Source organism: Argonema galeatum A003/A1, assembly GCF_023333595.1.
GTDB classification, from domain to species: domain Bacteria; phylum Cyanobacteriota; class Cyanobacteriia; order Cyanobacteriales; family Aerosakkonemataceae; genus Argonema; species Argonema galeatum.
This window is the reverse complement of record NZ_JAIQZM010000025.1, coordinates 1-20,678: the sequence shown is the minus strand read 5'-3', so window position 1 is coordinate 20,678 and position 20,678 is coordinate 1. Positions and strand designations below refer to the sequence as shown.

At 44.9% G+C, this 20,678-nt stretch carries 22 protein-coding genes; 12 read left to right on the top strand and 10 right to left on the bottom strand.

The genetic code is table 11. The annotated features are described in order from the left end of the window. Nucleotides 1–183: 183 nt before the first annotated feature. Nucleotides 184–1,299: an EAL domain-containing protein gene (locus LAY41_RS22405; RefSeq protein ID WP_249103067.1), complete on the bottom strand. Its 1,116-nt coding sequence runs from the start codon at nucleotides 1,297–1,299 to the stop codon at nucleotides 184–186. Nucleotides 1,300–1,461: 162 nt separating this feature from the next. On the opposite strand from LAY41_RS22405, the gene LAY41_RS22400 reads away from it, so the two are divergent. Next, nucleotides 1,462–2,400, top strand: a complete 939-nt coding sequence (locus tag LAY41_RS22400; protein WP_249103065.1) for a pentapeptide repeat-containing protein — start codon at nucleotides 1,462–1,464, stop codon at nucleotides 2,398–2,400. 24 nt (nucleotides 2,401–2,424) lie between these two features. Continuing rightward, nucleotides 2,425–3,729, top strand: a complete 1,305-nt coding sequence (locus LAY41_RS32380; RefSeq protein WP_275974339.1) for a Rid family detoxifying hydrolase — start codon at nucleotides 2,425–2,427, stop codon at nucleotides 3,727–3,729. 338 nt (nucleotides 3,730–4,067) lie between these two features. On the opposite strand, the gene psbA is transcribed toward LAY41_RS32380, so the two are convergent. After that, complete coding sequence (gene psbA / locus LAY41_RS22385) at nucleotides 4,068–5,150, bottom strand: photosystem II q(b) protein (RefSeq protein ID WP_249103063.1); 1,083 nt, start codon at nucleotides 5,148–5,150, stop codon at nucleotides 4,068–4,070. A gap of 165 nt (nucleotides 5,151–5,315) precedes the next feature. On the opposite strand from psbA, the gene LAY41_RS22380 reads away from it, so the two are divergent. Both LAY41_RS22380 and LAY41_RS22375 read left to right on the top strand, forming a co-directional pair. Continuing rightward, nucleotides 5,316–5,459, top strand: coding sequence for a hypothetical protein (locus LAY41_RS22380; protein WP_249103060.1), 144 nt, complete (start codon nucleotides 5,316–5,318; stop codon nucleotides 5,457–5,459). A 50-nt stretch (nucleotides 5,460–5,509) separates the two neighbouring features. Continuing rightward, nucleotides 5,510–7,366, top strand: a complete 1,857-nt coding sequence (locus LAY41_RS22375) for a methyl-accepting chemotaxis protein (protein ID WP_249103058.1) — start codon at nucleotides 5,510–5,512, stop codon at nucleotides 7,364–7,366. A 146-nt stretch (nucleotides 7,367–7,512) separates the two neighbouring features. Here the strand turns inward: LAY41_RS22375 and LAY41_RS22370 are convergent, their stop codons facing one another. Next, entirely contained in the window at nucleotides 7,513–7,863 is a 351-nt protein-coding gene (locus tag LAY41_RS22370; protein WP_249103055.1) for a histidine triad nucleotide-binding protein, read from the bottom strand. A gap of 358 nt (nucleotides 7,864–8,221) precedes the next feature. Here LAY41_RS22370 and LAY41_RS22365 point away from each other — a divergent pair, with 358 nt between their 5' ends. From LAY41_RS22365 to LAY41_RS22330, 8 genes are all read left to right on the top strand, one after another. Continuing rightward, nucleotides 8,222–9,010, top strand: a complete 789-nt coding sequence (locus tag LAY41_RS22365; RefSeq protein ID WP_249103053.1) for an alpha/beta hydrolase — start codon at nucleotides 8,222–8,224, stop codon at nucleotides 9,008–9,010. 91 nt (nucleotides 9,011–9,101) lie between these two features. Next, a complete protein-coding gene (locus LAY41_RS22360; RefSeq protein ID WP_249103051.1) occupies nucleotides 9,102–10,631 on the top strand; it encodes a YifB family Mg chelatase-like AAA ATPase in 1,530 nt (509 codons plus the stop codon). A gap of 24 nt (nucleotides 10,632–10,655) precedes the next feature. After that, complete coding sequence (locus LAY41_RS22355) at nucleotides 10,656–10,925, top strand: hypothetical protein (protein ID WP_249103049.1); 270 nt, start codon at nucleotides 10,656–10,658, stop codon at nucleotides 10,923–10,925. 121 nt (nucleotides 10,926–11,046) lie between these two features. Further along, nucleotides 11,047–11,364 carry a hypothetical protein gene (locus LAY41_RS22350; protein ID WP_249103047.1) on the top strand — a complete coding sequence of 106 codons (318 nt, stop codon included), beginning with the start codon at nucleotides 11,047–11,049 and terminating at the stop codon, nucleotides 11,362–11,364. 5 nt (nucleotides 11,365–11,369) lie between these two features. Continuing rightward, on the top strand, nucleotides 11,370–11,624 hold the full coding sequence (locus tag LAY41_RS22345) for a toxin-antitoxin system TumE family protein (protein WP_249103045.1): 255 nt from the start codon (nucleotides 11,370–11,372) through the stop codon (nucleotides 11,622–11,624). A gap of 35 nt (nucleotides 11,625–11,659) precedes the next feature. Then, nucleotides 11,660–11,848, top strand: coding sequence for a toxin-antitoxin system TumE family protein (locus tag LAY41_RS22340; protein ID WP_249103043.1), 189 nt, complete (start codon nucleotides 11,660–11,662; stop codon nucleotides 11,846–11,848). 51 nt (nucleotides 11,849–11,899) lie between these two features. Continuing rightward, entirely contained in the window at nucleotides 11,900–12,550 is a 651-nt protein-coding gene (locus LAY41_RS22335; RefSeq protein WP_249103041.1) for a Uma2 family endonuclease, read from the top strand. Nucleotides 12,551–12,572: 22 nt separating this feature from the next. After that, nucleotides 12,573–12,743 carry a type II toxin-antitoxin system HicB family antitoxin gene (locus tag LAY41_RS22330; protein WP_249103039.1) on the top strand — a complete coding sequence of 57 codons (171 nt, stop codon included), beginning with the start codon at nucleotides 12,573–12,575 and terminating at the stop codon, nucleotides 12,741–12,743. Here LAY41_RS22330 and LAY41_RS22325 read toward each other — a convergent pair. The 7 genes from LAY41_RS22325 to LAY41_RS22295 form a co-directional block, all read right to left on the bottom strand. Continuing rightward, on the bottom strand, nucleotides 12,735–13,196 hold the full coding sequence (locus LAY41_RS22325; protein ID WP_249103037.1) for a pepsin/retropepsin-like aspartic protease family protein: 462 nt from the start codon (nucleotides 13,194–13,196) through the stop codon (nucleotides 12,735–12,737). The genes LAY41_RS22330 and LAY41_RS22325 overlap by 9 nt on opposite strands. Beyond that, the gene (locus tag LAY41_RS22320) at nucleotides 13,196–13,621 is read right to left on the bottom strand and encodes a hypothetical protein (RefSeq protein ID WP_249103035.1); all 426 of its coding nucleotides are present in this window, start codon (nucleotides 13,619–13,621) and stop codon (nucleotides 13,196–13,198) included. The genes LAY41_RS22325 and LAY41_RS22320 overlap by 1 nt, the downstream gene beginning before the upstream one ends. Before the next feature lie 202 nt (nucleotides 13,622–13,823). Next, nucleotides 13,824–16,997, bottom strand: a complete 3,174-nt coding sequence (locus tag LAY41_RS22315; RefSeq protein WP_249103033.1) for an AAA-like domain-containing protein — start codon at nucleotides 16,995–16,997, stop codon at nucleotides 13,824–13,826. Nucleotides 16,998–17,126: 129 nt separating this feature from the next. Continuing rightward, nucleotides 17,127–18,998 carry an AAA-like domain-containing protein gene (locus LAY41_RS22310; protein ID WP_249103031.1) on the bottom strand — a complete coding sequence of 624 codons (1,872 nt, stop codon included), beginning with the start codon at nucleotides 18,996–18,998 and terminating at the stop codon, nucleotides 17,127–17,129. A 175-nt stretch (nucleotides 18,999–19,173) separates the two neighbouring features. Continuing rightward, complete coding sequence (locus LAY41_RS22305) at nucleotides 19,174–19,752, bottom strand: PIN domain-containing protein (RefSeq protein WP_249103029.1); 579 nt, start codon at nucleotides 19,750–19,752, stop codon at nucleotides 19,174–19,176. Further along, complete coding sequence (locus LAY41_RS22300; RefSeq protein WP_249103027.1) at nucleotides 19,745–20,185, bottom strand: helix-turn-helix domain-containing protein; 441 nt, start codon at nucleotides 20,183–20,185, stop codon at nucleotides 19,745–19,747. Before LAY41_RS22300 ends, LAY41_RS22305 begins: the two co-directional genes overlap by 8 nt. Nucleotides 20,186–20,350: 165 nt before the next feature. Continuing rightward, entirely contained in the window at nucleotides 20,351–20,563 is a 213-nt protein-coding gene (locus tag LAY41_RS22295; RefSeq protein ID WP_249103025.1) for a hypothetical protein, read from the bottom strand. Nucleotides 20,564–20,678 lie beyond the last annotated feature (115 nt).

Sequence of the window (20,678 nt, the reverse complement as noted above, 5' to 3'; positions counted from 1 at the left end):
AGTCTTGAAGAGGCATTACTTTCTACTTCCACCAAGGGGATCGGCTCTTTCCGGTCAAATATGCCGATCCAGGGCACGACATAATGAAAATTTTCATAGAAACGACAAATTTATGATGCCGTGCTACTACAAAAATATTCATTATGAACATTAGCAATAATAATTCCGAAAGACCTTTGCGACTTACCCAACTTCCAGAGAGCTTGTTGTAATTTGAGGGGGATTTATCAGCGGAAAAGTCGTCGGGGGGCTAATGAGATAGCCCTGAACAAAAGTTGCTCCCCGCTGTTTTACCCAATGCAGCTCTTCAACCGATTCAATGCCTTCAGCGATCGTCTGGATGTTCAAGTGGCTGGCAATCTCTAGAATCTTCTCAGTAACAAATGCCTTATAAGGGTCTGCCTGCACATTGCGAATCAAACGCATATCAAGCTTAATAAAATCGGGACGAAGTTGGTGGAGCAAGTTGAGATTGGAACCCCCTTCGCCAAAATCATCCAACGCCATGCGAAAACCCGCTTCCTGGTAGACATTGAGAATGCCTTTGAGATGTTCGGTATCTTGAGGCTGATTAGACTCAACAACCTCGAAAACGATCTGTTCGTGAGAAATACCCGCTTCATCGATCGCCTCCATTGTGGAGCGCAAGCAGGAAGTAGGATCGTAAATAGACGTGGGAGAAAAGTTGATAAAAATGTGTTCTTTGATTTGGTGTCTCATGGTCTCGCGAATCGCTATGCGCCTAGCGATGAGATCGAGCTGAACCAAGATGCCTGCTTCTGTCGCCAACGAGAAAATTTGACCGGGAGCAATAAAGCTACCATTAGGAGCAATTCCACGGAATAAGGCTTCTTGACCAAAAATCACCGAGGTATCTTGAGTAGAGACGATTGGCTGAAATTGACAGGTGACGCGATCGGCCTCCAGCAAGTCCAGCAGCCAACCCGACTGGTTAAGGTGAGTCATACGAGCCAAAGTGGTCGTGCGAGCGCAATCGCGAAGTTGGGGAGCGTTCGCGTGAGTCATGAACAATGCCTGCGTGTTTTTTAACTCGTTGTCGGTCAGTATCCCAGCTAAGGTGTTGACACAATTTTCGGTTTGGACTTCCTCCAACTGAATGGCAAGACACTGCCCCTCCTCCTTGAGTTCGTAGTCCAGCTCGGCTTTACGCAGGTAATGGAGGACTTTCGTCAGACTGTGACCGGAGGGAAACCACAGGTATAATCTGCCTGTTCCCTCAATTTTGGTGGGTAAGGTTTCGCAGCGGGCACAAAGGCTGGAAGGTTGAGTACGGTTCATACGCTTGTTTTGTCGGGGAATACTAACGATCTTAGTATTCCCTGCAACACCGTAAATAGTACGGAATGCGTAGTGTCACGCTCTGCGATGTCCTCTGAGTGGTTCTGCGTTAAAAAAAAGAATCTGGCGGTAGACTGATAAAAGTGCATTGAAAGGTTGATTATGGACGCTGAAGAACTTTTAGCAAAATACACAGAAGGACAACGGAAGTTTAGTTCGGCAAAGCTGAGTGGGGTAAACATCCAAGGTGCAGACCTAAGTGAGATAGACCTAAGCAGTGCTGATTTTACTGGGGCGGACTTGAGTGAGGCCAAATTAACTAAGGCGGTGCTTACCAGTACTAACTTTAGTAGTGCATTGCTCACAGGCACAAATTTGAGTGGGGTACTGGGAAACTACATAAATCTGAGTTGGGCAGACCTCAGCGGTGCTGACTTAAGTGGTGCCAAGTTAAACAGTCAATCCAACTTGAGTAATGCTAACTTGAGTGGCGCTAATCTAAGTGGTGCTGATTTGAGTGGTGCTAACTTCAATAATGCCAACTTGAGTGGTGCTAACCTGAGTGGCGCTAATCTGAGTGGTGCTGACTTAAGTAATGCCAACCTAGACAAAACAAACTTAAATGGTGCGAATTTAAGTGCAGCAAAATGTAATCGAGCTTCCTTTCGGGAAGCTAACCTAAGTAGAGCCAATTTAAAAACTACAAATTTGGCAGGGGCAAACTTAGCTGGTGCAGATTTGAGTCGAGCAAGCTTAGTTGGTGCCACCATTACAGATGTTAATCTCCAAGGGGTTAAGCTTCACGCAGTAAATTTAGAGGGATTTGATTTGTCAGGCATGAATCTTGCTCAAGCGGATTTGATGGGCGCAGACTTAAGAGAAAAAAACCTTAGAAAAACCTCCCTGCAAGGAGCGAATTTAGAGGGAGCGAATCTCCGAGGCGCAGATTTGATTAGAGCCAATTTGAAGGGAGCAAATCTTAAAAGAGCAGACTTGACTGATGCAAGAACTTATGGGGTAAACATCAAAGATATAGACCTCGCTGGTGCGATAATGCCCGATGGAGAAATTTACAAACCTGAAACATCAAAGAAAGATTGATATCAATGACTCGCAATTTTAACCATGAACAGTGACGAACTTATTGAAAAATACGCACAAGGCGAACGGAAATTTCAGAAAGCAAACCTAAGTGGGATAGACCTCAAAGGTGCAGATTTGAGTGGGATAAACCTAGAGGGTGCAGATTTGACCGGATCTGAGTTAGATGAAGTAAATCTGACTAAGGCCAATCTCACTTCAGCAAACTTTAGTAGAGCATCTCTGATCAAAGCCAATTTGAGCGAGGTGCAGGGTTCTTCAGTAAATTTCAGTTTGGCGGAACTCAGCGGTGCAAATTTGAGTAAAGCAAATCTGAGTAGTGCTAACTTTACTAATGCTAACTTGAACAATGGTGCAAATTTGTGTGGCGCAAATCTGAGTAGTGTAAACTTTAGTAATGCCAACTTGGACAATGCCAACCTGAGTGATACAAAACTAAACTATGTAAATTTAACCAAAGCTTCTTTGATTGAAACAAACCTAATCAGATCGGATCTTAGTAGTGGAAATATAACTGGGGCAAACTTGGCTGGATCTGATTTAAGTCGGGCAAATCTAACTGCTGTTACTCTCAAAGATACGAATCTCCCTAGATCTAGACTTCGGGGTGTAAAACTGATCAACTATGATTTATCAGGCATGAATTTGGCTGATGTGGATTTGGGGGCAGCAGATTTAACAAATACAAAGTTTAGAAAAGCGTTTTTGCAAGGGATAAATCTAGAAAGAGCAGGTCTGCAAAACACAGATTTCATGAAGGCAAATCTTAAGGGTGCAAATCTGAGGAAAGCAGATTTAACTAACGCTAACATTTATGGAGCAAATCTTCAAGATGCAGACTTCACTGGTGCGATAATGCCTGATGGAGAAATTTACCAATCAGAAGATTTTGAGGTAGAATTTCCTAAGCAAAAAGTTTCGTTAGAAAAAGTGATATCTATGACTCGCAAAGTTATTCGCACGGACGCAGCACCCGCACCCGTCGGCCCATACAATCAAGCCATCGTCGCTAGTGGCGAAATGGTTTTTGTAGCTGGACAAATTGCGATCGATCCCAGAGTCGGTCATGTTGTGTATACCGACGATGTAACAAAGCAAACAGAATGTGTTATGTCTAACATCGAAGCCATCCTCTCTGCTGCTGGTGCTAATTGGTCAGATGTGGTAAAAACCAACGTTTTCTTAACAGATATGAACGACTTTGCTGCCATGAATGCGGTCTATGCTAAATATTTTGATGAAGCAACAGCACCAGCTCGCGCTACTGTCCAAGTATCCCGTCTGCCAAAAGACGTTTTGGTAGAAATTGACTGCATCGCTGTAATATAGCCTTTGGCTTAAGTTCAATGGCACTAATATCAGCGAGGCTCTGCCTATATCACGTCCGGTAGCATCATTAGTGTAAGAGTGATATCGTAAAATTGTCTGTTTTCATCGGGGGTTAAATTTTTACCACAGATGAAGACAGATGAACACAGATGAACACAGATAAGACTGGGAATTTTTGAAATATTTTTTATAAGCTTTTTCTGGTGGGATGCCTTTGCTGCAATGAGTATCTGCTTGGAATTTCAGCATATTTGACACAAAAGAACCGATATTGTTAAAAACAAAAAAGCGCCCCCTTTCGGAGAGCGCCTTTTTGTGATTTAATTAGTAGCTACCAATTAACCATTGATAGCAGGAGCAGTCATAGCCACAGGAGCAGCAACACCAGCAGCCAAATCGAGAGGGAAGTTATGAGCATTGCGTTCGTGCATCACTTCCATACCCAAATTAGCGCGGTTGATAATATCAGCCCAAGTCCCAATTACCCGACCTTGCGAATCAACAATCGACTGGTTAAAATTGAAACCGTTCAGGTTGAAAGCCATCGTGCTGACACCCAGAGCCGTAAACCAGATTCCGATTACCGGCCATGCACCCAACAAGAAGTGCAAGGAACGGCTGTTGTTGAAGGAAGCGTATTGGAAAATCAAACGACCGAAGTAACCGTGAGCGGCTACGATATTGTAGGTTTCTTCTTCTTGTCCGAACTTATAGCCATAGTTTTGGCTTTCGTTCTCAGTGGTTTCACGCACTAAGGAAGAAGTTACCAACGAACCGTGCATCGCAGAGAACAAACTTCCGCCAAATACACCCGCTACTCCCAACATGTGGAAGGGGTGCATGAGGATGTTGTGTTCGGCTTGGAACACGATCATGAAGTTGAAGGTTCCAGAGATTCCCAATGGCATACCATCAGAGAAGCTACCTTGTCCCAAAGGATAGATTAGGAACACGGCGGATGCGGCGGATACAGGAGCTGAGTATGCAACGCAGATCCAAGGACGCATACCTAAACGGTAGCTGAGTTCCCACTGACGACCCATGTAGCAGAAGATGCCGATCAGGAAGTGGAATATCACTAGCTGGTATGGGCCACCGTTGTAGAGCCATTCGTCTAAGCTAGCTGCTTCCCAAATTGGGTAGAAGTGCAGACCGATAGCGTTAGAGGAAGGAACTACTGCTCCGGAGATGATGTTGTTTCCGTAGAGCAAGGAACCTGCAACTGGTTCGCGGATACCATCGATGTCCACTGGCGGTGCAGCGATGAAGGCGATGATGTAGGCGGTGGTGGCGGTTAAGAGGGTGGGGATCATCAGGACGCCGAACCAGCCTATGTAGAGGCGGTTTTCGGTGCTGGTGACCCACTCGCAGAACCGTTCCCAAACGTTAGCGCTGGAGCGCTGTTGAATGGTGGTGGTCATGTGTTTATGATTGCTATGTATTTTTCGAGGTGCGAGGTAGTGTTTTCTCTACCTGTTTATAGATTAATCTGTATGTTTCGGTTTGTAAAGGGTTATTTAGGTTTATTTTCATTGTTTAATTTGATGAGGGTGATTAGGGGAGCTTATATAGCAGTTTTCAGTTGGATGAAGTACACAAGAGAAACCCGGTGTGTGGAGTCCCTCACCGATCTGAAAAGGGCTGTATTGCAAAGCCCTTGGCGTTTAGCCAGAATATTGAGTGCAGGGTTGCGATCGCTATCCAACACCGTGCCACAATTATGGCAATGATGAGTCCGCTATAAAACCTGTAACTATATTGACGCTATGTCTAACAAATAATGTTTCAAAACCTATCCTTACGAGCTAAGGCCATCGGTTTTGCGATCGCCCTCGGTACATTGCCAGTGCTAGGCATCGGTGCAGTAGCTTACTACTTCGCCAACCGCTCGATTACGCAAGACGTGATGCAGTTCCAGCAAGCCTATGCAGTTGAACTGGCAGATAAACTCAGTCGCTTCATGTTTGAGCGCTATGGGGACATTCAGACGATCGCAAACCTGCCTATGTTCGCCAACCAGCGTGCGAGTAGCATCATCTCTGAAAACGAAAAGCGTTATACGCTAAATCGCTACCTGGATACTTACCAGGTCTATGACCATATAGCCGTTTTCGATCTGTCGGGAAATTTAATTGTCAAATCCCGTGGGGAAGGAGTAGAGAATTACAGGGATGGAGATTATTTTCAGCAAGTCCTGAAAACAAAACGCCCCTTTATCAGTAAGCCTGAATTTTCAAACTCCAGCAATGACTGGGTAATTTACTTGGCGGCACCAGTGAAAGATAGGGCGACGGGTAAAATCATTGGGGTAGTGCGATCGCGATTGCCCATCAAATACATTAGAGAGCGTATCAAAAGCCTGGGCAATATAGAGCAACAATCTCATGTAGTCGATGTCTCTGGTAAATTCTTTGTCACTCGCGACCTAAAAGAGATAGGTCAAGAGGTTCAGTTAGAATATCCTTTTTTCCGACAACTGCAAGCAGCAAAGCAGGTAGATGTCCGAGTGGTTTATTCCCAAACAGACAAAATTTATAAAGTGTTAGCCAGCGCTCCCACCCCAGAATTAGAGGGGATGCCCAACCTACGCTGGATCGTACTGGTTGACAACGATACAGCCGTTGCCTTTAAAACGCAGAGAGAGCTTTTAGTGACGCTTTTGATGGGAACTGGGGCAACCGCCTTAGTTGTAAGTGCGATCGCAGCTGTAATTGCAGACCGAACCACCAAGTCAATCAACGTCATTGTCAATGCTATCACCACCTCGACCACCGAAATTGCCGCAACAGTCGAGCAACAGGAACGAGTCGCCACTCAGCAGGCTTCTTCTGTAAATCAAACCACCACCACAATAACTGAGTTAGGTGCATCTTCAAAAGCTTCAGCAGAACAAGCAGAATCCTCAGCAGAAAATGCACGTCAGTTACTAAAAGTGGCAGAATCCTCAGCAGCGGGCGCACATCAGGTGTTAAACCTAGCGCAGCAGGGAACGCAAACAGTAGATAGCACCAAGTCGGGTATGTCTGCGCTAAAAGAGAAGGTGGGAGAGATCGCACACCAGACTATGCACTTGAAAGAGCAAACCAATCAAATTGGCATTATCACCAACATAGTCAGCGATCTCGCCACCCAGACGCATATGCTCGCCTTGAACGCTGCCGTAGAAGCAGTGCGTGCGGGAGAGTATGGCAAAGGATTTGGCGTCGTAGCAGCTGAAATCCGCAAACTCGCCGACCAAAGCAAACAATCAGCCCAGAAAATTAACGCTCTGGTTGTTGCTATCCAGTCCGCGATCGATTCCACAGTGATGGTAACCGATGAAGGCAGGAAAACAGCAGAGGAAGGGATAAAACTTTCTCAACAGACAGCAGAAGCTTTTACGAACGTGACTGTTGCGATCGAAAATGTTGTTTTGAGCAACCAACAAACTTCGTTGGCGGCGATCGATGATATCGTCGTCGGTTCTCAACAAATTTCCCTCACCGCTCAACAGCAAGCGATCGCAACTCAGCAAGTGGTTGATGCAATGAACAGCCTCAATCAGGGAGCAGTACAGACAGCCACCGGCATCACTCAAACCAAAATTGGCATTCAAAAACTCAATGAAGCCGCTCAGAATCTCAAGGCGATCGTCTAGGGAAGAGGGGCTAGAACATCCATTCAGTAATACTTCTTGGTGCCTTTTTAGCTTGTAGGGGCGTTCGCTACGCGAACGCCCCTACGATTACTGAATCGGTGCAATTTTAAATCTAAAATCTGCAATTTTCCTGCACCCCCACGCCCCTAACCGGGAGGCCATTTCATCTGGCGTCCGCCCAAAATATGTAAATGTAAGTGGTCTACAGTTTGCCCACCATCATCACCATTGTTAATCACCACGCGATAGCCGTTGCTGAGACCCACTTCTTGGGCAATGCGCTTGGCAACCAACAGCAAATGACCCAATATTTCACGATCTTCAGGCTCTGCATCAGCTAACTGGGCTAGAGGCTGTTTGGGAATCACCAAGATATGAACCGGCGCTTGTGGGTTAACGTCTTTGAAAGCAAGTGCCAAATCATCCTCATAAACAATATCCGCTGGAATCTCTCGGCGGATGATTTTGCTGAAAATCGTGTCTGTGGTTTCACTCATGTTGTTTATCCTGCTGGTAACAATTATCAAAATTCCTTTAGATGTTCCTTCGCGAAGCGACTCCAAGCAGAAGCCTTATAAATAATCCGGGTTAGAGGAACGCCCGGAAGTATGTAGCAAAAGCAGACTCGTGGGGTAGACACCTATAGGTTGGAGACTGCTTTCTCCAAACTCGCGCTATAGTCCGCAGTACTTATAGGACTTACGCATTCGAGCCGCACTACATCTTCTGTAGGGGCAATTCATGAATTGCCCCTACAGAAGATGTAGGTGAAAGCGCCAACAATCATGGTAAGTCCTGACTGAGCCGGAGAAGGCGACAATATAATTTCCCATATCGTTGATAAAGGTATATCAAATGACTCATCCTATTTTCGATCGACCTGAAGTATTGCGAGTACTGTTCCACCCCCGACGGGATAATAGCATGACCCCGAAAGGCGTATACAGCGTCGCCGTGGAAGTGGAGCCTGGAGTCAGTGTCAGAGGACGCTTGTACCCAGCCGCACCCGATTCGCCAGCTATTCTGTATTATCACGGCAATGGGGAGATTGCCTCTGACTATGATGATATAGCAGGTTTGTACAAGCAGTTGGGCATCACTTTGCTAGTGATGGATTACCGTGGCTACGGAGCAAGCGATGGGAAGCCTACAGCTAGCAATATGATCGGCGATGCAGCGATCGCATTTAACGCTATTGACAGTATCTTCGAGTCATACGGACTTTACCCACAGCGACTTTATGTAATGGGGCGGAGTCTTGGCAGCGTGGCGGCTACTGAAATAGCAAGGATAGCAGGCGTCTCGCCTGCTCCACAACAGCGATTGGCGGGGTTAATTGTCGAAAGCGGCATTGCTGACTCTATGGCGCTTCTGGCTCGCATGGGTGTGCAGATACAGGACGCGGACGAAAAGAGGGACGGAATTGGCAATGTACTTAAGCTCCGCCGCATTACAACTCCCACTTTGATTATCCACGGTCAAGAGGACAATTTAATTCCAGTAGCACAGGGGTTGGTACTGTACCGCATCTGCGCTGCACAGGATAAACGGCTAGTGCTAATTCCCGGTGCGGGTCACAATGACTTAATGATGGTGGGAACAGCGCAATACTTTGAGGCGATTCGGAAATTTATATTTCCTTAGCACCTCGGTTTTGTGACAGATTGCTCTAGTAGTGTTATTTGTAGAGCGATCGCAGACACTATAGTTTTTAGCAGTCTTTTGGATATTTAAAGTGCTTGCTAGAGTTTGGAGTGCATCTATTGTTGGTATCGACGCCGTAAAGGTAGGCGTGGAAGTCGATGTGTCTGGTGGTTTACCGGGAATTGTCGTCTTAGGTTTACCAGATACAGCGGTTCAAGAATCTAAAGAAAGAGTGAAGGCGACCCTGAAAAATGCTGGGTACGCCTTCCCGATGCGAAAAATAGTCATTAATCTAACTCCCGCCGACCTCCGCAAAGAGGGGCCAAGTTTCGATCTGCCTATCAGTGTGGGGATTCTGGCGGCGTCGGAACAGGTAAGCGCTCAATTGCTGGGAGATTATCTGTTTTTAGGAGAAGTTTCTCTTGATGGTAGCTTACGCCCGGTTGCTGGTGTGCTGCCGATCGCAGCTGCTGCTCAACGGTTGGGTATTGTCGGTTTAATCGTACCCGCTGATAATGCACAGGAAGCCGCTGTAGTGCAGGGGTTAGAAGTTTACGGGTTTAAGAATTTGGCGGATGTGGCTAACTTTTTGAACCAGCCAGAACGTTATCAACCCATACAGTTCGATGGTAGGAAGGAATTAACTAAGCCTCTATTTAACGGGCCAGATTTGAAGGAAGTGAAAGGTCAAGCACACGGTCGTCGTGCTTTGGAAATTGCTGCTGCTGGGGGACATAATTTAATTTTTGTCGGGCCACCAGGTAGCGGTAAAACGATGTTAGCGCGACGGCTACCTAGTATTTTACCACCATTGAGCTTTGAAGAAGCACTCGAAGTTACACAAATTCACTCTGTTGCTGGCTTACTTAAGGATAGAGGAACATTGGTGAGCGATCGACCTTTTCGCAGTCCTCACCATTCTGCATCCGGCCCTTCTCTGGTTGGTGGCGGCAGTTTTCCCCGTCCGGGGGAAATTTCTTTGGCCCATAGAGGTATCCTTTTCTTGGACGAATTAACAGAATTTAAAAGAGATGTTTTAGAATTTTTACGACAACCTTTAGAAGATGGTTATGTAACCATTTCTCGTGCCAAACAATCTGTTATGTTCCCCGCTCAGTTTACCTTAGTTGCGAGTACAAATCCATGTCCTTGCGGTTATTTTGGGGATACCATTCAACCTTGCACCTGTACTCCTGCCAAAAGGGAACAATACTGGGCAAAACTTTCTGGCCCTTTGATGGATCGCATCGATCTGCAAGTAGCGGTAAATCGTTTGAAGCCAGAGGAAATTACGCGACAACCGCTGGGAGAAGATTCTGCACCAGTGAGGGAGAGAGTGCAGGTAGCAAGAGAGCGATCGCAAATTCGTTTCAAAGCCGAACCTTCTTTGCGTTCTAATGCCGAAATGCAAAGTCGTCACTTACAACAATGGTGTAATTTAGATGATGCTTCTCGCAACTTATTAGAAGCAGCAATTAGGAAATTAGGACTTTCGGCAAGAGCGAGCGATCGTATCTTAAAAGTAGCCCGAACAATTGCCGATTTAGCAGGCGATGAGAATTTGAAACCCCAGCACGTTGCCGAGGCAATTCAATATCGTACAATAGATAGAATGCAGTGATGAATTTTTTATCGGTAATTAGTGATGAATCAAAAAATTAGTACCGCCTTCAAAAATCGCCATGTAGTAACTATGACAGATGAAGCTTGGAATGGAGTACAGTCTGTAGCTAAAAAGCTAGGTATATCAGTATCCGAGCTTTTGGAAAAAGTAGGTTCTGGGGAATTAGTAGTGATAGATTCAGAAGAATTAGAAGACCTTTTGGATACTATCGATGGTTTGGAAGGTTTGTTAGACGCCAAAGAAAATGGCACTGTTTCTTGGGAACAGGTAAAAGCTGAATTAGGATCGTAATTTGCTGTGTATGCGAGTAGTAGATTACAGGGTGATTGATAAAATAGAAGATGACCGTTTATTGATTTTAGTTGTGGAAATTGGTCATCGGCGAGAGGTTTATAAAAAGAGGTAATAGCAAATGTCAAAACTAGGAACAACTTTAGAAAAATTGCAACGGCTTGAAACACTCTGCCGCCAAGGATATGCAAGTGATATTGTAGAGCTAACTTTAGACAAAATTATTGCATACGAAATAGCAAATGCTCAAAAACAAGCCGCAGAATTGCACGCTGAATTACAAGTTTTTGAAGCGCAATATAAAATATCGTCTCAGGATTTTTATAGCCGCTTTCGGCAAGGAGAAATGGGAGATGATGTGGATTTGGTCGAGTGGAGTGCTTTTTATCAAATGTGGCTTTCCGTGCAGCAACGTTTGGAAATTTTGCAATCTAAATGAAATTGATGGAAACACAGGAGTATTTAAATGAAATAAAGGCGAAGCTAGCGGCTAGTTTGGCTGTAGCTTCTATGACAATTCTGAAAGAACGTGCCTTACTTAATCAAGGCTATTTTCGAGCGAGGTTGACACTTAGCAATGGTGGCTTTCTGGAAGTAGTAGAATTTTTCGTGGTGCAAGATGGGACTTGTCTAACAGAAAGTTATCGCTATCAATGGATGGACAATTCGCAGAATGTATTAGACCTCTCCAGAAATTAAAGGTGCGTTACCTGTAACCCTTGTAGAGACGTTGCATGCAACGTCTCTACATTCTTTTTTGGAGAGGTTTATTGAGGAAAAGATGGGATAATGTCGAGCATTTTCCCGATTTGCCAAATTTCCCACATCACGTTCATATAGGCGAGGAATCTAATGTTGAGCCAAGTAGGTCGCTGACCATTTTAGAGTTAATAGATATTATTGAAGAGGAGATAGTAGCTTAAGGAATTTTGCGCTAAAATCTTAAACAAGTTGATTTATGTGCTAAGTAGCTTATGCTCAACGTAAAAACAAAATTACCAACAGATGAATGGGTAGCGGCGACTTGGGATGAGTACATCGAAGCTATTAGCGATCGCAAACTAGAAAATGCCAAAACCTATTACTACAAAGGACAACTGCGAATTGATATGACGCCCCAAGGTTACGACCATTCCTACGATAACTCCCTGATTGGCTACTGTGTGCAATTATTTGGTGGCATCAGAGGCATTCCTATTAGCGGACTCACTAACTGCACTTTCAGGCGAGGGAATGAAGCAGAAGCTCAACCCGACTTAGCCTTTTACATTGGTGAAAATGCCGAAATTATTCCACCCAATACAACTATTGTCGATCTAAATATTTACCCGCCACCAGATTTAGTCATCGAGATTGCTAAAACTTCTCTTGCAGATGATATCGGTAGCAAGCGAATGTTATACGAACAATTGGGAGTGAGAGAATATTGGGTTGTCAATGTAGTGCGAGCTTTATTGATTGCTTTTGCGATCGCTGATGGTGGAAGTAGGCAAATAACACAATCTCAAGTATTACCCAATTTACCATTTAGCTTATTAGAAGAAGCTTTGCGGCGGGGTCGTGAAAGTGGTAGAAGTCAGATATACGGTTGGTTAATTGGTCAAATGCAGGAAATTGGTAATTAGCAGCAAACAAGGACGGCTGAAAATGAACAAAGAATTTAATGTAATTATCGAGCGAGATTCTGAAGGTTATTTTGTTGCTTCTGTGCCTAGTCTTCCTGGGTGTCATACGCAAGCAAAGTCACTGGATGAACTGATGGAACGCATTCAAGAAGCGATCGAACTTTGCTTAGAAGTTGAGATGCGATTACGATAATGCTAGCGAACCAAAATAAAACATATCAGTCGATGGATCGACGGCAAAACGAACTCTTTCTAGGAAACCACCCAAACCGATGAAAGAAGGAAAATTTCCCCAATATTCCTCACTATCTGGCACAAAAATAGTCGCCTCTAGCTCCTCATCTTCACCCAACTCTGCCACCAACTTCATACTAAACCGATAAATGTTACCATCCAGCCGCATTCCTCTAATCAACATTCTCTCTCTGCCAATAGCGGAAGCCGGACTAAGCCCTATAATTCGGGCAATTCGAGGTGCCAATACTACATAAGGGGCACCCGTATCAACCACAGCTTCTATTAAAATACCAGCGATGTCTACTTGCAGAATAATGCGATTTGTAACTTCACCTTCCGTAGCTGGACGATAATCATAACGAGCAGCGCCTGTAGCAAAAGTATCGCCATTCAAAAATAACAGGACCATTAATAAAGCACCGTAATTAATACTCCCTTTATATCATCTAATTGAACGACTAATTCGTCAATAGAAGCAGCATCAGCTAATAGCTCACCATTGTAGACTGCGACCCAACGATTCAGATATTTTATCCGGTTTTTCTTCAACCAATCTTGATTCGCAGCAACCATTTTTCGGCGTTCTGGAGAACTAGGACTAACTGTTACTTTTGGAGGGGCAAGAACATGGGCGTAATACTTGATTTTTTCGTGTTCGGGGTATAATTCAACTGCTCGGAAAGCCAATTGCCTTGCTATATGCAAACCTCCTCGCTCGAAGTCAGATTTAATCGCAGCTATGAAATCTTCTGGTGAGTTGTAAGTCGTTGGGAAACCTCTGGCTGATAATTCAACCTGAAACTGTTCCCAAGGGGTAATTTCTTCAGTCTTCATAGTTATATTTGCCAATTGCAAACCTATTTTTATCTGCTATGAATATAGCAAAATAATTATATGCTTAAATGCTGCGATCGCAATACCAAAGACTCGTTGATGAGCGATCGCATTTCGTGCGAGACTAAAAAAGACTCACTCTAGAGCGATCGCATTTTCTGAAAGAGCAAAAAAGACTCCTGCCCCCCTGCCCCCTACCTTCTCAATTTAGTTGACATACCGGAAGTTTTGCTAATTCTTCAGGATGGGTGACAAAGTAATCTTTCAGCCAGTCGCAACCCCGCGCTAGCAGTAAATCCAAGTTGCCAACAGTTTCCACATTCCACACTCTGGCAGTGCCGTCATATGAGGCGGTGACGATGCGTTGGCCGTCGGAACTGAAGTTGGCCCTACTGACAGGAGACTGATGTCCTTTGAGTTCGGCTAATTGTTTACCCGCTAAATCCCATACTCTGGCGGTTTTGTCATCTGAGGCGGTGACGATGCGTTGGCCGTCGGGACTGAAGTTGGCGCTACTGACAGGATACTGATGTCCTTTGAGTTCGGCTAATTGTTTACCCGATAAATCCCACACTCTGGCGGTGTTGTCAAACAAGGCCGTGGTGACGATGCGTTGGCCGTCGGGACTGAAGTTGGCGCTACGGACAGGATACTGATGTCCTTTGAGTTCGGCTAATTGTTTACCTGATAAATCCCACACTCTAGCAGTGCTGTCACCTGATAGGGTGGTGACGATGCGTTGGCCGTCGGGACTGAAGTTGGCGCTACTCTTGGCGCTACCCATAGGATTCTTATGTCCTTTGAGGATAGCTAGTTGCTGACCCGATAAATCCCACACTCTGGCGGTGTTGTCATCTGAGGCGGTGACGATGCGTTGGCCGTCAGGACTGAAGTTGGCGCTGTAGACAGGATACTGATGTCCTTTGAGGATAGCTAGTTGCTGACCCGATAAATCCCATACTCTGGCGGTTTTGTCATATGAGGCGGTGACGATGCGTTGGCCGTCGGGACTGAAGTTGGCGCTGTTGACACCATACTGATGGAGGATAGCTAGTTGCTGACCCGATAAATCCCATACTCTAGCAGTGCTGTCATTTGAGGCGGTGACGATGCGTTGGCCGTCGGGACTAAAGTTGGCGCTGTAGACATAACCCGGATGCCCTTTGAGTTCTGTTAATAGCTGACCCGATAAATCCCACACTCTGGCGATGTCATTTGAGGCGGTGACGATGCGTTGGCCGTCGGGACTGAAGTTGGCGCTGTTGACACCATACTGATGTCCTCTGAGGATAGCTAGTTGCTTGCCCGATAAATCCCACACTCTGGCGGTGTTGTCTTTTGAGGCGGTGACGATGCGTTGGCCGTCGGGACTGAAGTTGGCGCAACTAGCAGAACTCTGTCCTTCGAGGATAGCTAGTTGCTTGCCCGATAAATCCCACACTCTGGCGGTGTTATCATATGAGGCGGTGACGATGCGTTGGCCGTCGGGACTGAAGTTGGCGCTACTGACAGAATTCCCATGTCCTTTGAGGATAGCTAGTTGCTTGCCCGATAAATCCCACACTCTGGCGGTGTTATCATTTGAGGCGGTGACGATGCGTTGGCCGTCGGGACTGAAGTTGGCGCTACTGACAGAATTCCCATGTCCTTTGAGTTGACTCTGCTCGTGAATGTTGTCCAGAATAGTCTCTAAAGCTAAAAGCGGACTGGCAGTGGGATATTCTTCGAGAGGGCGATTTTTAACCAGCGCTTTTAAGTCTTGCCCAGCCTGCATCGCTGATAATAAAGCTTCGATTTCTTGATATTCAAATTGCCCTGAAGCACTTGTCACTTCTTGTTCTATTTTCGCAATTTCCTGGGCTTCTCGTAGTTGTTGCGCTGCCTTACCTGCAAGTACCCCTGCAATGGTGGCCGCCACCAAGGATAGCGCCAGAATAACGGAACCGATGCGAATGCGTTGCTGTGCCTTCTCCGTCGCCTTGGCTAAAATTTCATTAGCTTGCTTTTCTGTCTCCAAAGCTTTTCTTTCTGCATCTAAGTTAATTTCGGCTTCCAGTTTTTCGAGTTCCCTAGCTCTTTTTTCCGCCTCCAAAGCGATTTCCACTTCTCGCTTATCCAAATCTTGGCTAGCCGTTAAAAACTGATAATCTTTATCGCTCAAACTTTTATCAGCCGCCCAAACAAGTGCATCCTGCAATGCCTGTCCCCGCAACAGCCGCGATTCATCCTGGCAATCTGAATCTAACCAAGCTGCGAATGCTTCCGCGTAGGGACGCAGATTCGCTAATTCTTTCTCCACCCAACTCAGGTTAAAAACTTCCTCATAAATGCGGTTGCTAACGCGAACTTGTCCTGACTGCCTCACCACTAACCCGGTTAGTCGCAATTCCATTTGTTCGTCGCTGTCATCTGCTGTTACTCCTCCCTTTTGCAAAATTTGCTGATACAATCCCAACAAGCGAGAAGCGCGTTTTTCGTTGACGAGGATGCGGTCTCTAATTGTCTTCAAATGCTCCGGTTCATCTTGCGCTTCCCAATTTTCAATAACCTTCGCCAGCACCAAATCTGCTACCCAATCTTCGGGATTTTCGCTTATTTCTGCATTGGCAAAAATGAGCTTGCAAACTTTTTGAGTTAAAAACGGTTGTCCTCCCGTCCAATCAAATATTGCTGGAATCAGCGCCATTGGATTGCTGATTTTTGCTGCAAAACCTTGCGCTAGGGGTTCTGCTTCTTCGAGTTGAAAGCCTGTTAATTCAATGGCACGACCAATATTAAAAGGCGTGCGTCGCTTGTCTCTAATCAAATCTGAGGGTGTCGCAACTCCAATTAAGGCAAAGCTGATGCGTTGGTATTCTGGATTATCTGCCCTTCTATTATAGCAGTCGCGAATAACTGCAAAAAAGTCATCTATATTAAATTTTAAGCTGAGTATGCTGTCTATTTCATCAACAAAAATTACTATATTTTCAGATATTGATTTCAACAGCACTTCTTCGATAAACTTGCTGAATCTTTGCACAAAAGACAGCAAACCTTTCTCAGTCCACCAAGTATCTAAATCGAAATTATCGTATAAATTCAAACTACCGACAATGCTATCAATTACGCCAGCGTACCATTGCTCTGGCGTGATATCCGAAGTTCCAATCGCTGTAATATCAATGGCAGCACAGGCAATTCCTTCTGCTTGCAATCGCTGCATTGTTCGCACCCGCAAGCTAGACTTTCCCATCTGCCGCGAATTCAACACATAACAAAAATCAAGTGCTTTCAACCCCTCATAAAAATTATCATCTGCCTGTCGTTTCACGTATGTGGGCGCATCTGGTGGCAAGCTGCCGCCGACTTGATATTGATAGTTTGAGTTTGCCATTTTGGCTATCTCCATCTGCATCTAAAATTAATGTGATTGCGTCTATATAATACCCAAGGGTAGGGGCACGGCGGCGATAAATTTGGCGGATAGATACAAACATAGTTGATGCCGTGCCCCTACTGGAAATTAACTAAGTCTATTGCCGAAATATAACCTATACAAATCGCACAAAGGCATCACATTATTACCCTGAAACTTTACTAACCCCATACTGCGAAGTTTAAACGCCTCTAATGTCCCTATTTGGATCGGATTACTTGCTACCACCACCTGCTTAATAGCTGCTGCCAAATTAGCATCATTTTCCAAGTTTAATAAGTGGCGACGCAAATGGTCATAATACGGCCCTTCTTCCGTAGGAGCTACTTGCAGCAACCTATCTAAAGTAATTCGGCCTCGTGTAATTTCATAAAGAGCCAATCGCACTAAATAAGGATGTCCGCCAAACATTGCCATTATTTGCTCAATTTCTGCCGCAGACAAATTTAAATTGTGCCGTTTGACTAAATCCTGGATCTGTGCCAAGTTCAACTCTGGCAATTCAATGGGCAATCCCACATTGAAAGGAGATTGATTGATATTCAGCGGCACATAAACTTCTTTAGAATGGACGATCACCAATCTCAGTTTTTTCCAAGTTGCGTCATTCTTAGCCCGTTCGTGCCAAGCTCGCAAAAGTCCAAAGAAGTCTGTAGCAATTTCTGGATGTTGGAAAACTTGATCTACTTCATCCAAGGCCAAAGTCAGCGAGCTATTTATTTCTGATAAGATATACCTTTGAAAGTAGTTTGTACACTTATTCTTACTACCCAGAACTCCCTTCCAATACTCATCCAGCCGATCGGGTAGATTCAATTCATAGGTAATGCTGGCACAAAACCACTGCAAGAATCGATCGAGACTGGTGAGAAATTCTGCGTCTGCTGACTGAAAATTTAAGGATACCGTGCGATCGCCTGATCGCTTAGCATGATGGAGAATGCGCGTCATCAGCGAACTTTTGCCCATCTGCCGAGGTGCCTTGATGCGGATGAGCGCCCCCGGCCTTACAATTGTGTCGTAACAGTCAGTTTCTATGGGCGGACGTTCCACATAAAAGCGAGATTCCAGTCCCACCTGACCTTCAGGATTATCCAGACTTAACTGGAAAACATTACTCCCTTCCGCAGTACGCAATGCTTCCAGCATTTCACTTGCACTCAAAAAGCGATCGCGTGTGTGAGTTCTCAGAGCTCGACCTAAAACTGCTGCTAACCTGGGATTGAGGTTTGCCCCACTCTCCTCCAGATTCGCTGCCTGATTTTCCCAGATAATTTCGCCGGTAATGGGGCTAGTTTCCAACTGATAGGGCGATTTGCCTGTCAGCAGATAAGCAGCAGTCATCCCTAAACTGTACAAATCGCTGGCGAAAACGGGTCTGCCTACTGCCTGTTCTGGCGGCATAAACCCAGGCGAACCTATAATTACGCTTGAGATAGCATTACTTTCGGGATCTAACCCTGTTCCCATTGTTTCCTTGACTGCGCCAAAGTCAATCAAAACCGGGTTATCATCTCTCTGTCGCAGAATAATATTATCCGGTTTAATATCTCGATGAATGATGCCTTTGCTATGCACGTAATCCAGCACAGGCAGGAGTTTTAAGAGGAAATCGAAGACAGTGCGATCGCTCAAGGGGCCATCTTTTTGCACCTTTTGCTTGAGCGTCTCCCCTTCAATCCATTCCTGGACTAAATAAAATTGTCCCGCTTCCACAAAATAAGCATACAACTGGGGAATTTGCGGGCAATCCTCTCCCAGCGCCTCCAAAATAGCCGCTTCCCGCTCAAATCGTTTCTGCACTTGGTATGTCGCATTTTGGGTCAGCGGTTTGAGTCGTTTGATCGCACAGCGACGCTTTGATGGCATTTGAGTATCTTCTGCCAGAAAAGTTTCCCCAAACCCGCCACTCCCCAAAGACTGAAGGATGCAATAGCGATTGTTCAAAAGGTTTCCCATCTGATGCACTCTCTGAGGCTTTCCCAAGACTTAGGCGTTATTTTTACCAGAGTACAGCCATTGACATCGCCTGGTGCCAGATTTCATTAAAATGTCACACTTGTGCTTTGTGGCAAAGTGCGATCGCACAGTAAGTATTTATCCCCACTAACTTAATTTTAAGATAACTCTTCCTCTATTCGTAGGACGAAACATTATTCGCAAATTCAGGAATATCTTTACTCAACAACCCAAGCAGTTCATTAACAGTCAGTGGCGGCTTTCTAAGAGCCTGAGACTGTCGCCGTACTACTTCAACCATCTCATCTGGGTATTCGTCAAAAATGTTGCATAAAAATTCATCTGGAGACTGCGCTTTTATATTCCAAGGAGCCAGGTCATTTGCTTGAAAGTGCTTGAGATTTGAGGTAACAATAATCTTAGCGTTAGCCATTACAGCAGCAGCAAGAACATGACGATCTCCTGGGTGGTTTGTCATCACTTCCGCTAGACCAGCAGGAACTTCAACCATTGCTTTAGAAAAAGCTGCTTTGATTGCTACTTCAAGTTTCATTGCTAACTCAGCCGTCATCCGTCCTTGACCCACAAGGTTGCGAGTTGCACCGTTAAGGATTTCTTGCGACCAATACGGCAGATAAAGTTCTGCTTCCGCTGTGCAAAGAAGGAGGTCACGCAAGTACATGGGAAATAAAACGCAAGAGTCTAAAAGAACAGGCAATTTAGTTGTTGTAGGGGTTAAATTACTCCTATTCATAGAATCCTGCTTCTTGGCTCATTTGAATTAGCTCATCCAGAGCTTTACCGCGCTTTTGATCCCGGTTTTCCTTATACTTCATCAAATCTTGAAACCGAATCCGTCGATGTTTTCCTACCTTAATATAAGGAATTTCTTCCTCTTCCAGTAACTTAATTAAAAAAGGTCTTGAAACATTCAAAATATCGGCAGCTTCCTGTGTGGTTAATTCGTGATTGTGGGGAACCAAATAAATTACCTGACCTGATGCAATCTTCTTAACGATATCGCGTAACATACTGCGAACAGACTCAGGAATTAGAACTTCTTCTCCGTTGCTTTCCACTAATTTTATTTGTGAATTTTCCTGGTTGAGGGTTTGTGCTAATTTTGCGATCGCCTCTGCTTCTTCTGGCCCAATAACTGACTCCAATGGCAATCTTTGCTTCAGCATAATAGTACAAGGGTATATGTTCTTAGAGCATAACAGCAATTCGCAATAAACGCAATAGTCGCATTAAACGAAATGTATCTATTGCAGTTTCACCAGCCATGAGGGTCAATTTTCCCAAACTCGTCTGCGATGTTTAATGTCGGTTTCAGATAAAATAAATTCTTCTTAAACCTCTATTCCCAACTCTGCTTTCCCTTTCTCCCAAGGAATAGCCGCTTCTTTGTTCTCCCGTGCAAGACGAATTTCCTCTGCATCTTCCAAATCTTCTAAAATAGTCAATAGTTCTGACCAAACTTCTACACTGAGTTGGACAGCAGATTTATTTCCCTCTGCATCTACCACAAATTGAACTTTTTCCAACAGTTGTTTCGCATTCATATTTTTTTCTGACTCTTGATATAATTAACGCAAGTTGCTAGTTATTTATATAAAGGGTATGTTGTTGCGCTTTAGCGCTCTTATCCTAGCTGTAATAAGAGCGCTAAAGCGCAAC

Coding starts and splice junctions, on each gene's coding strand:
- LAY41_RS22405 (WP_249103067.1), bottom strand. CDS start 1,299: ATGAACCGTACTCAACCTTCCAGCCTTTGTGCCCGCTGCGAAACCTTA.
- LAY41_RS22400 (WP_249103065.1), top strand. CDS start 1,462: ATGGACGCTGAAGAACTTTTAGCAAAATACACAGAAGGACAACGGAAG.
- LAY41_RS32380 (WP_275974339.1), top strand. CDS start 2,425: ATGAACAGTGACGAACTTATTGAAAAATACGCACAAGGCGAACGGAAA.
- psbA (WP_249103063.1), bottom strand. CDS start 5,150: ATGACCACCACCATTCAACAGCGCTCCAGCGCTAACGTTTGGGAACGG.
- LAY41_RS22380 (WP_249103060.1), top strand. CDS start 5,316: ATGAAGTACACAAGAGAAACCCGGTGTGTGGAGTCCCTCACCGATCTG.
- LAY41_RS22375 (WP_249103058.1), top strand. CDS start 5,510: ATGTTTCAAAACCTATCCTTACGAGCTAAGGCCATCGGTTTTGCGATC.
- LAY41_RS22370 (WP_249103055.1), bottom strand. CDS start 7,863: ATGAGTGAAACCACAGACACGATTTTCAGCAAAATCATCCGCCGAGAG.
- LAY41_RS22365 (WP_249103053.1), top strand. CDS start 8,222: ATGACTCATCCTATTTTCGATCGACCTGAAGTATTGCGAGTACTGTTC.
- LAY41_RS22355 (WP_249103049.1), top strand. CDS start 10,656: ATGAATCAAAAAATTAGTACCGCCTTCAAAAATCGCCATGTAGTAACT.
- LAY41_RS22350 (WP_249103047.1), top strand. CDS start 11,047: ATGTCAAAACTAGGAACAACTTTAGAAAAATTGCAACGGCTTGAAACA.
- LAY41_RS22345 (WP_249103045.1), top strand. CDS start 11,370: ATGGAAACACAGGAGTATTTAAATGAAATAAAGGCGAAGCTAGCGGCT.
- LAY41_RS22340 (WP_249103043.1), top strand. CDS start 11,660: ATGCAACGTCTCTACATTCTTTTTTGGAGAGGTTTATTGAGGAAAAGA.
- LAY41_RS22335 (WP_249103041.1), top strand. CDS start 11,900: ATGCTCAACGTAAAAACAAAATTACCAACAGATGAATGGGTAGCGGCG.
- LAY41_RS22330 (WP_249103039.1), top strand. CDS start 12,573: ATGAACAAAGAATTTAATGTAATTATCGAGCGAGATTCTGAAGGTTAT.
- LAY41_RS22325 (WP_249103037.1), bottom strand. CDS start 13,196: ATGGTCCTGTTATTTTTGAATGGCGATACTTTTGCTACAGGCGCTGCT.
- LAY41_RS22320 (WP_249103035.1), bottom strand. CDS start 13,621: ATGAAGACTGAAGAAATTACCCCTTGGGAACAGTTTCAGGTTGAATTA.
- LAY41_RS22315 (WP_249103033.1), bottom strand. CDS start 16,997: ATGGCAAACTCAAACTATCAATATCAAGTCGGCGGCAGCTTGCCACCA.
- LAY41_RS22310 (WP_249103031.1), bottom strand. CDS start 18,998: ATGGGAAACCTTTTGAACAATCGCTATTGCATCCTTCAGTCTTTGGGG.
- LAY41_RS22305 (WP_249103029.1), bottom strand. CDS start 19,752: ATGAATAGGAGTAATTTAACCCCTACAACAACTAAATTGCCTGTTCTT.
- LAY41_RS22300 (WP_249103027.1), bottom strand. CDS start 20,185: ATGCTGAAGCAAAGATTGCCATTGGAGTCAGTTATTGGGCCAGAAGAA.
- LAY41_RS22295 (WP_249103025.1), bottom strand. CDS start 20,563: ATGAATGCGAAACAACTGTTGGAAAAAGTTCAATTTGTGGTAGATGCA.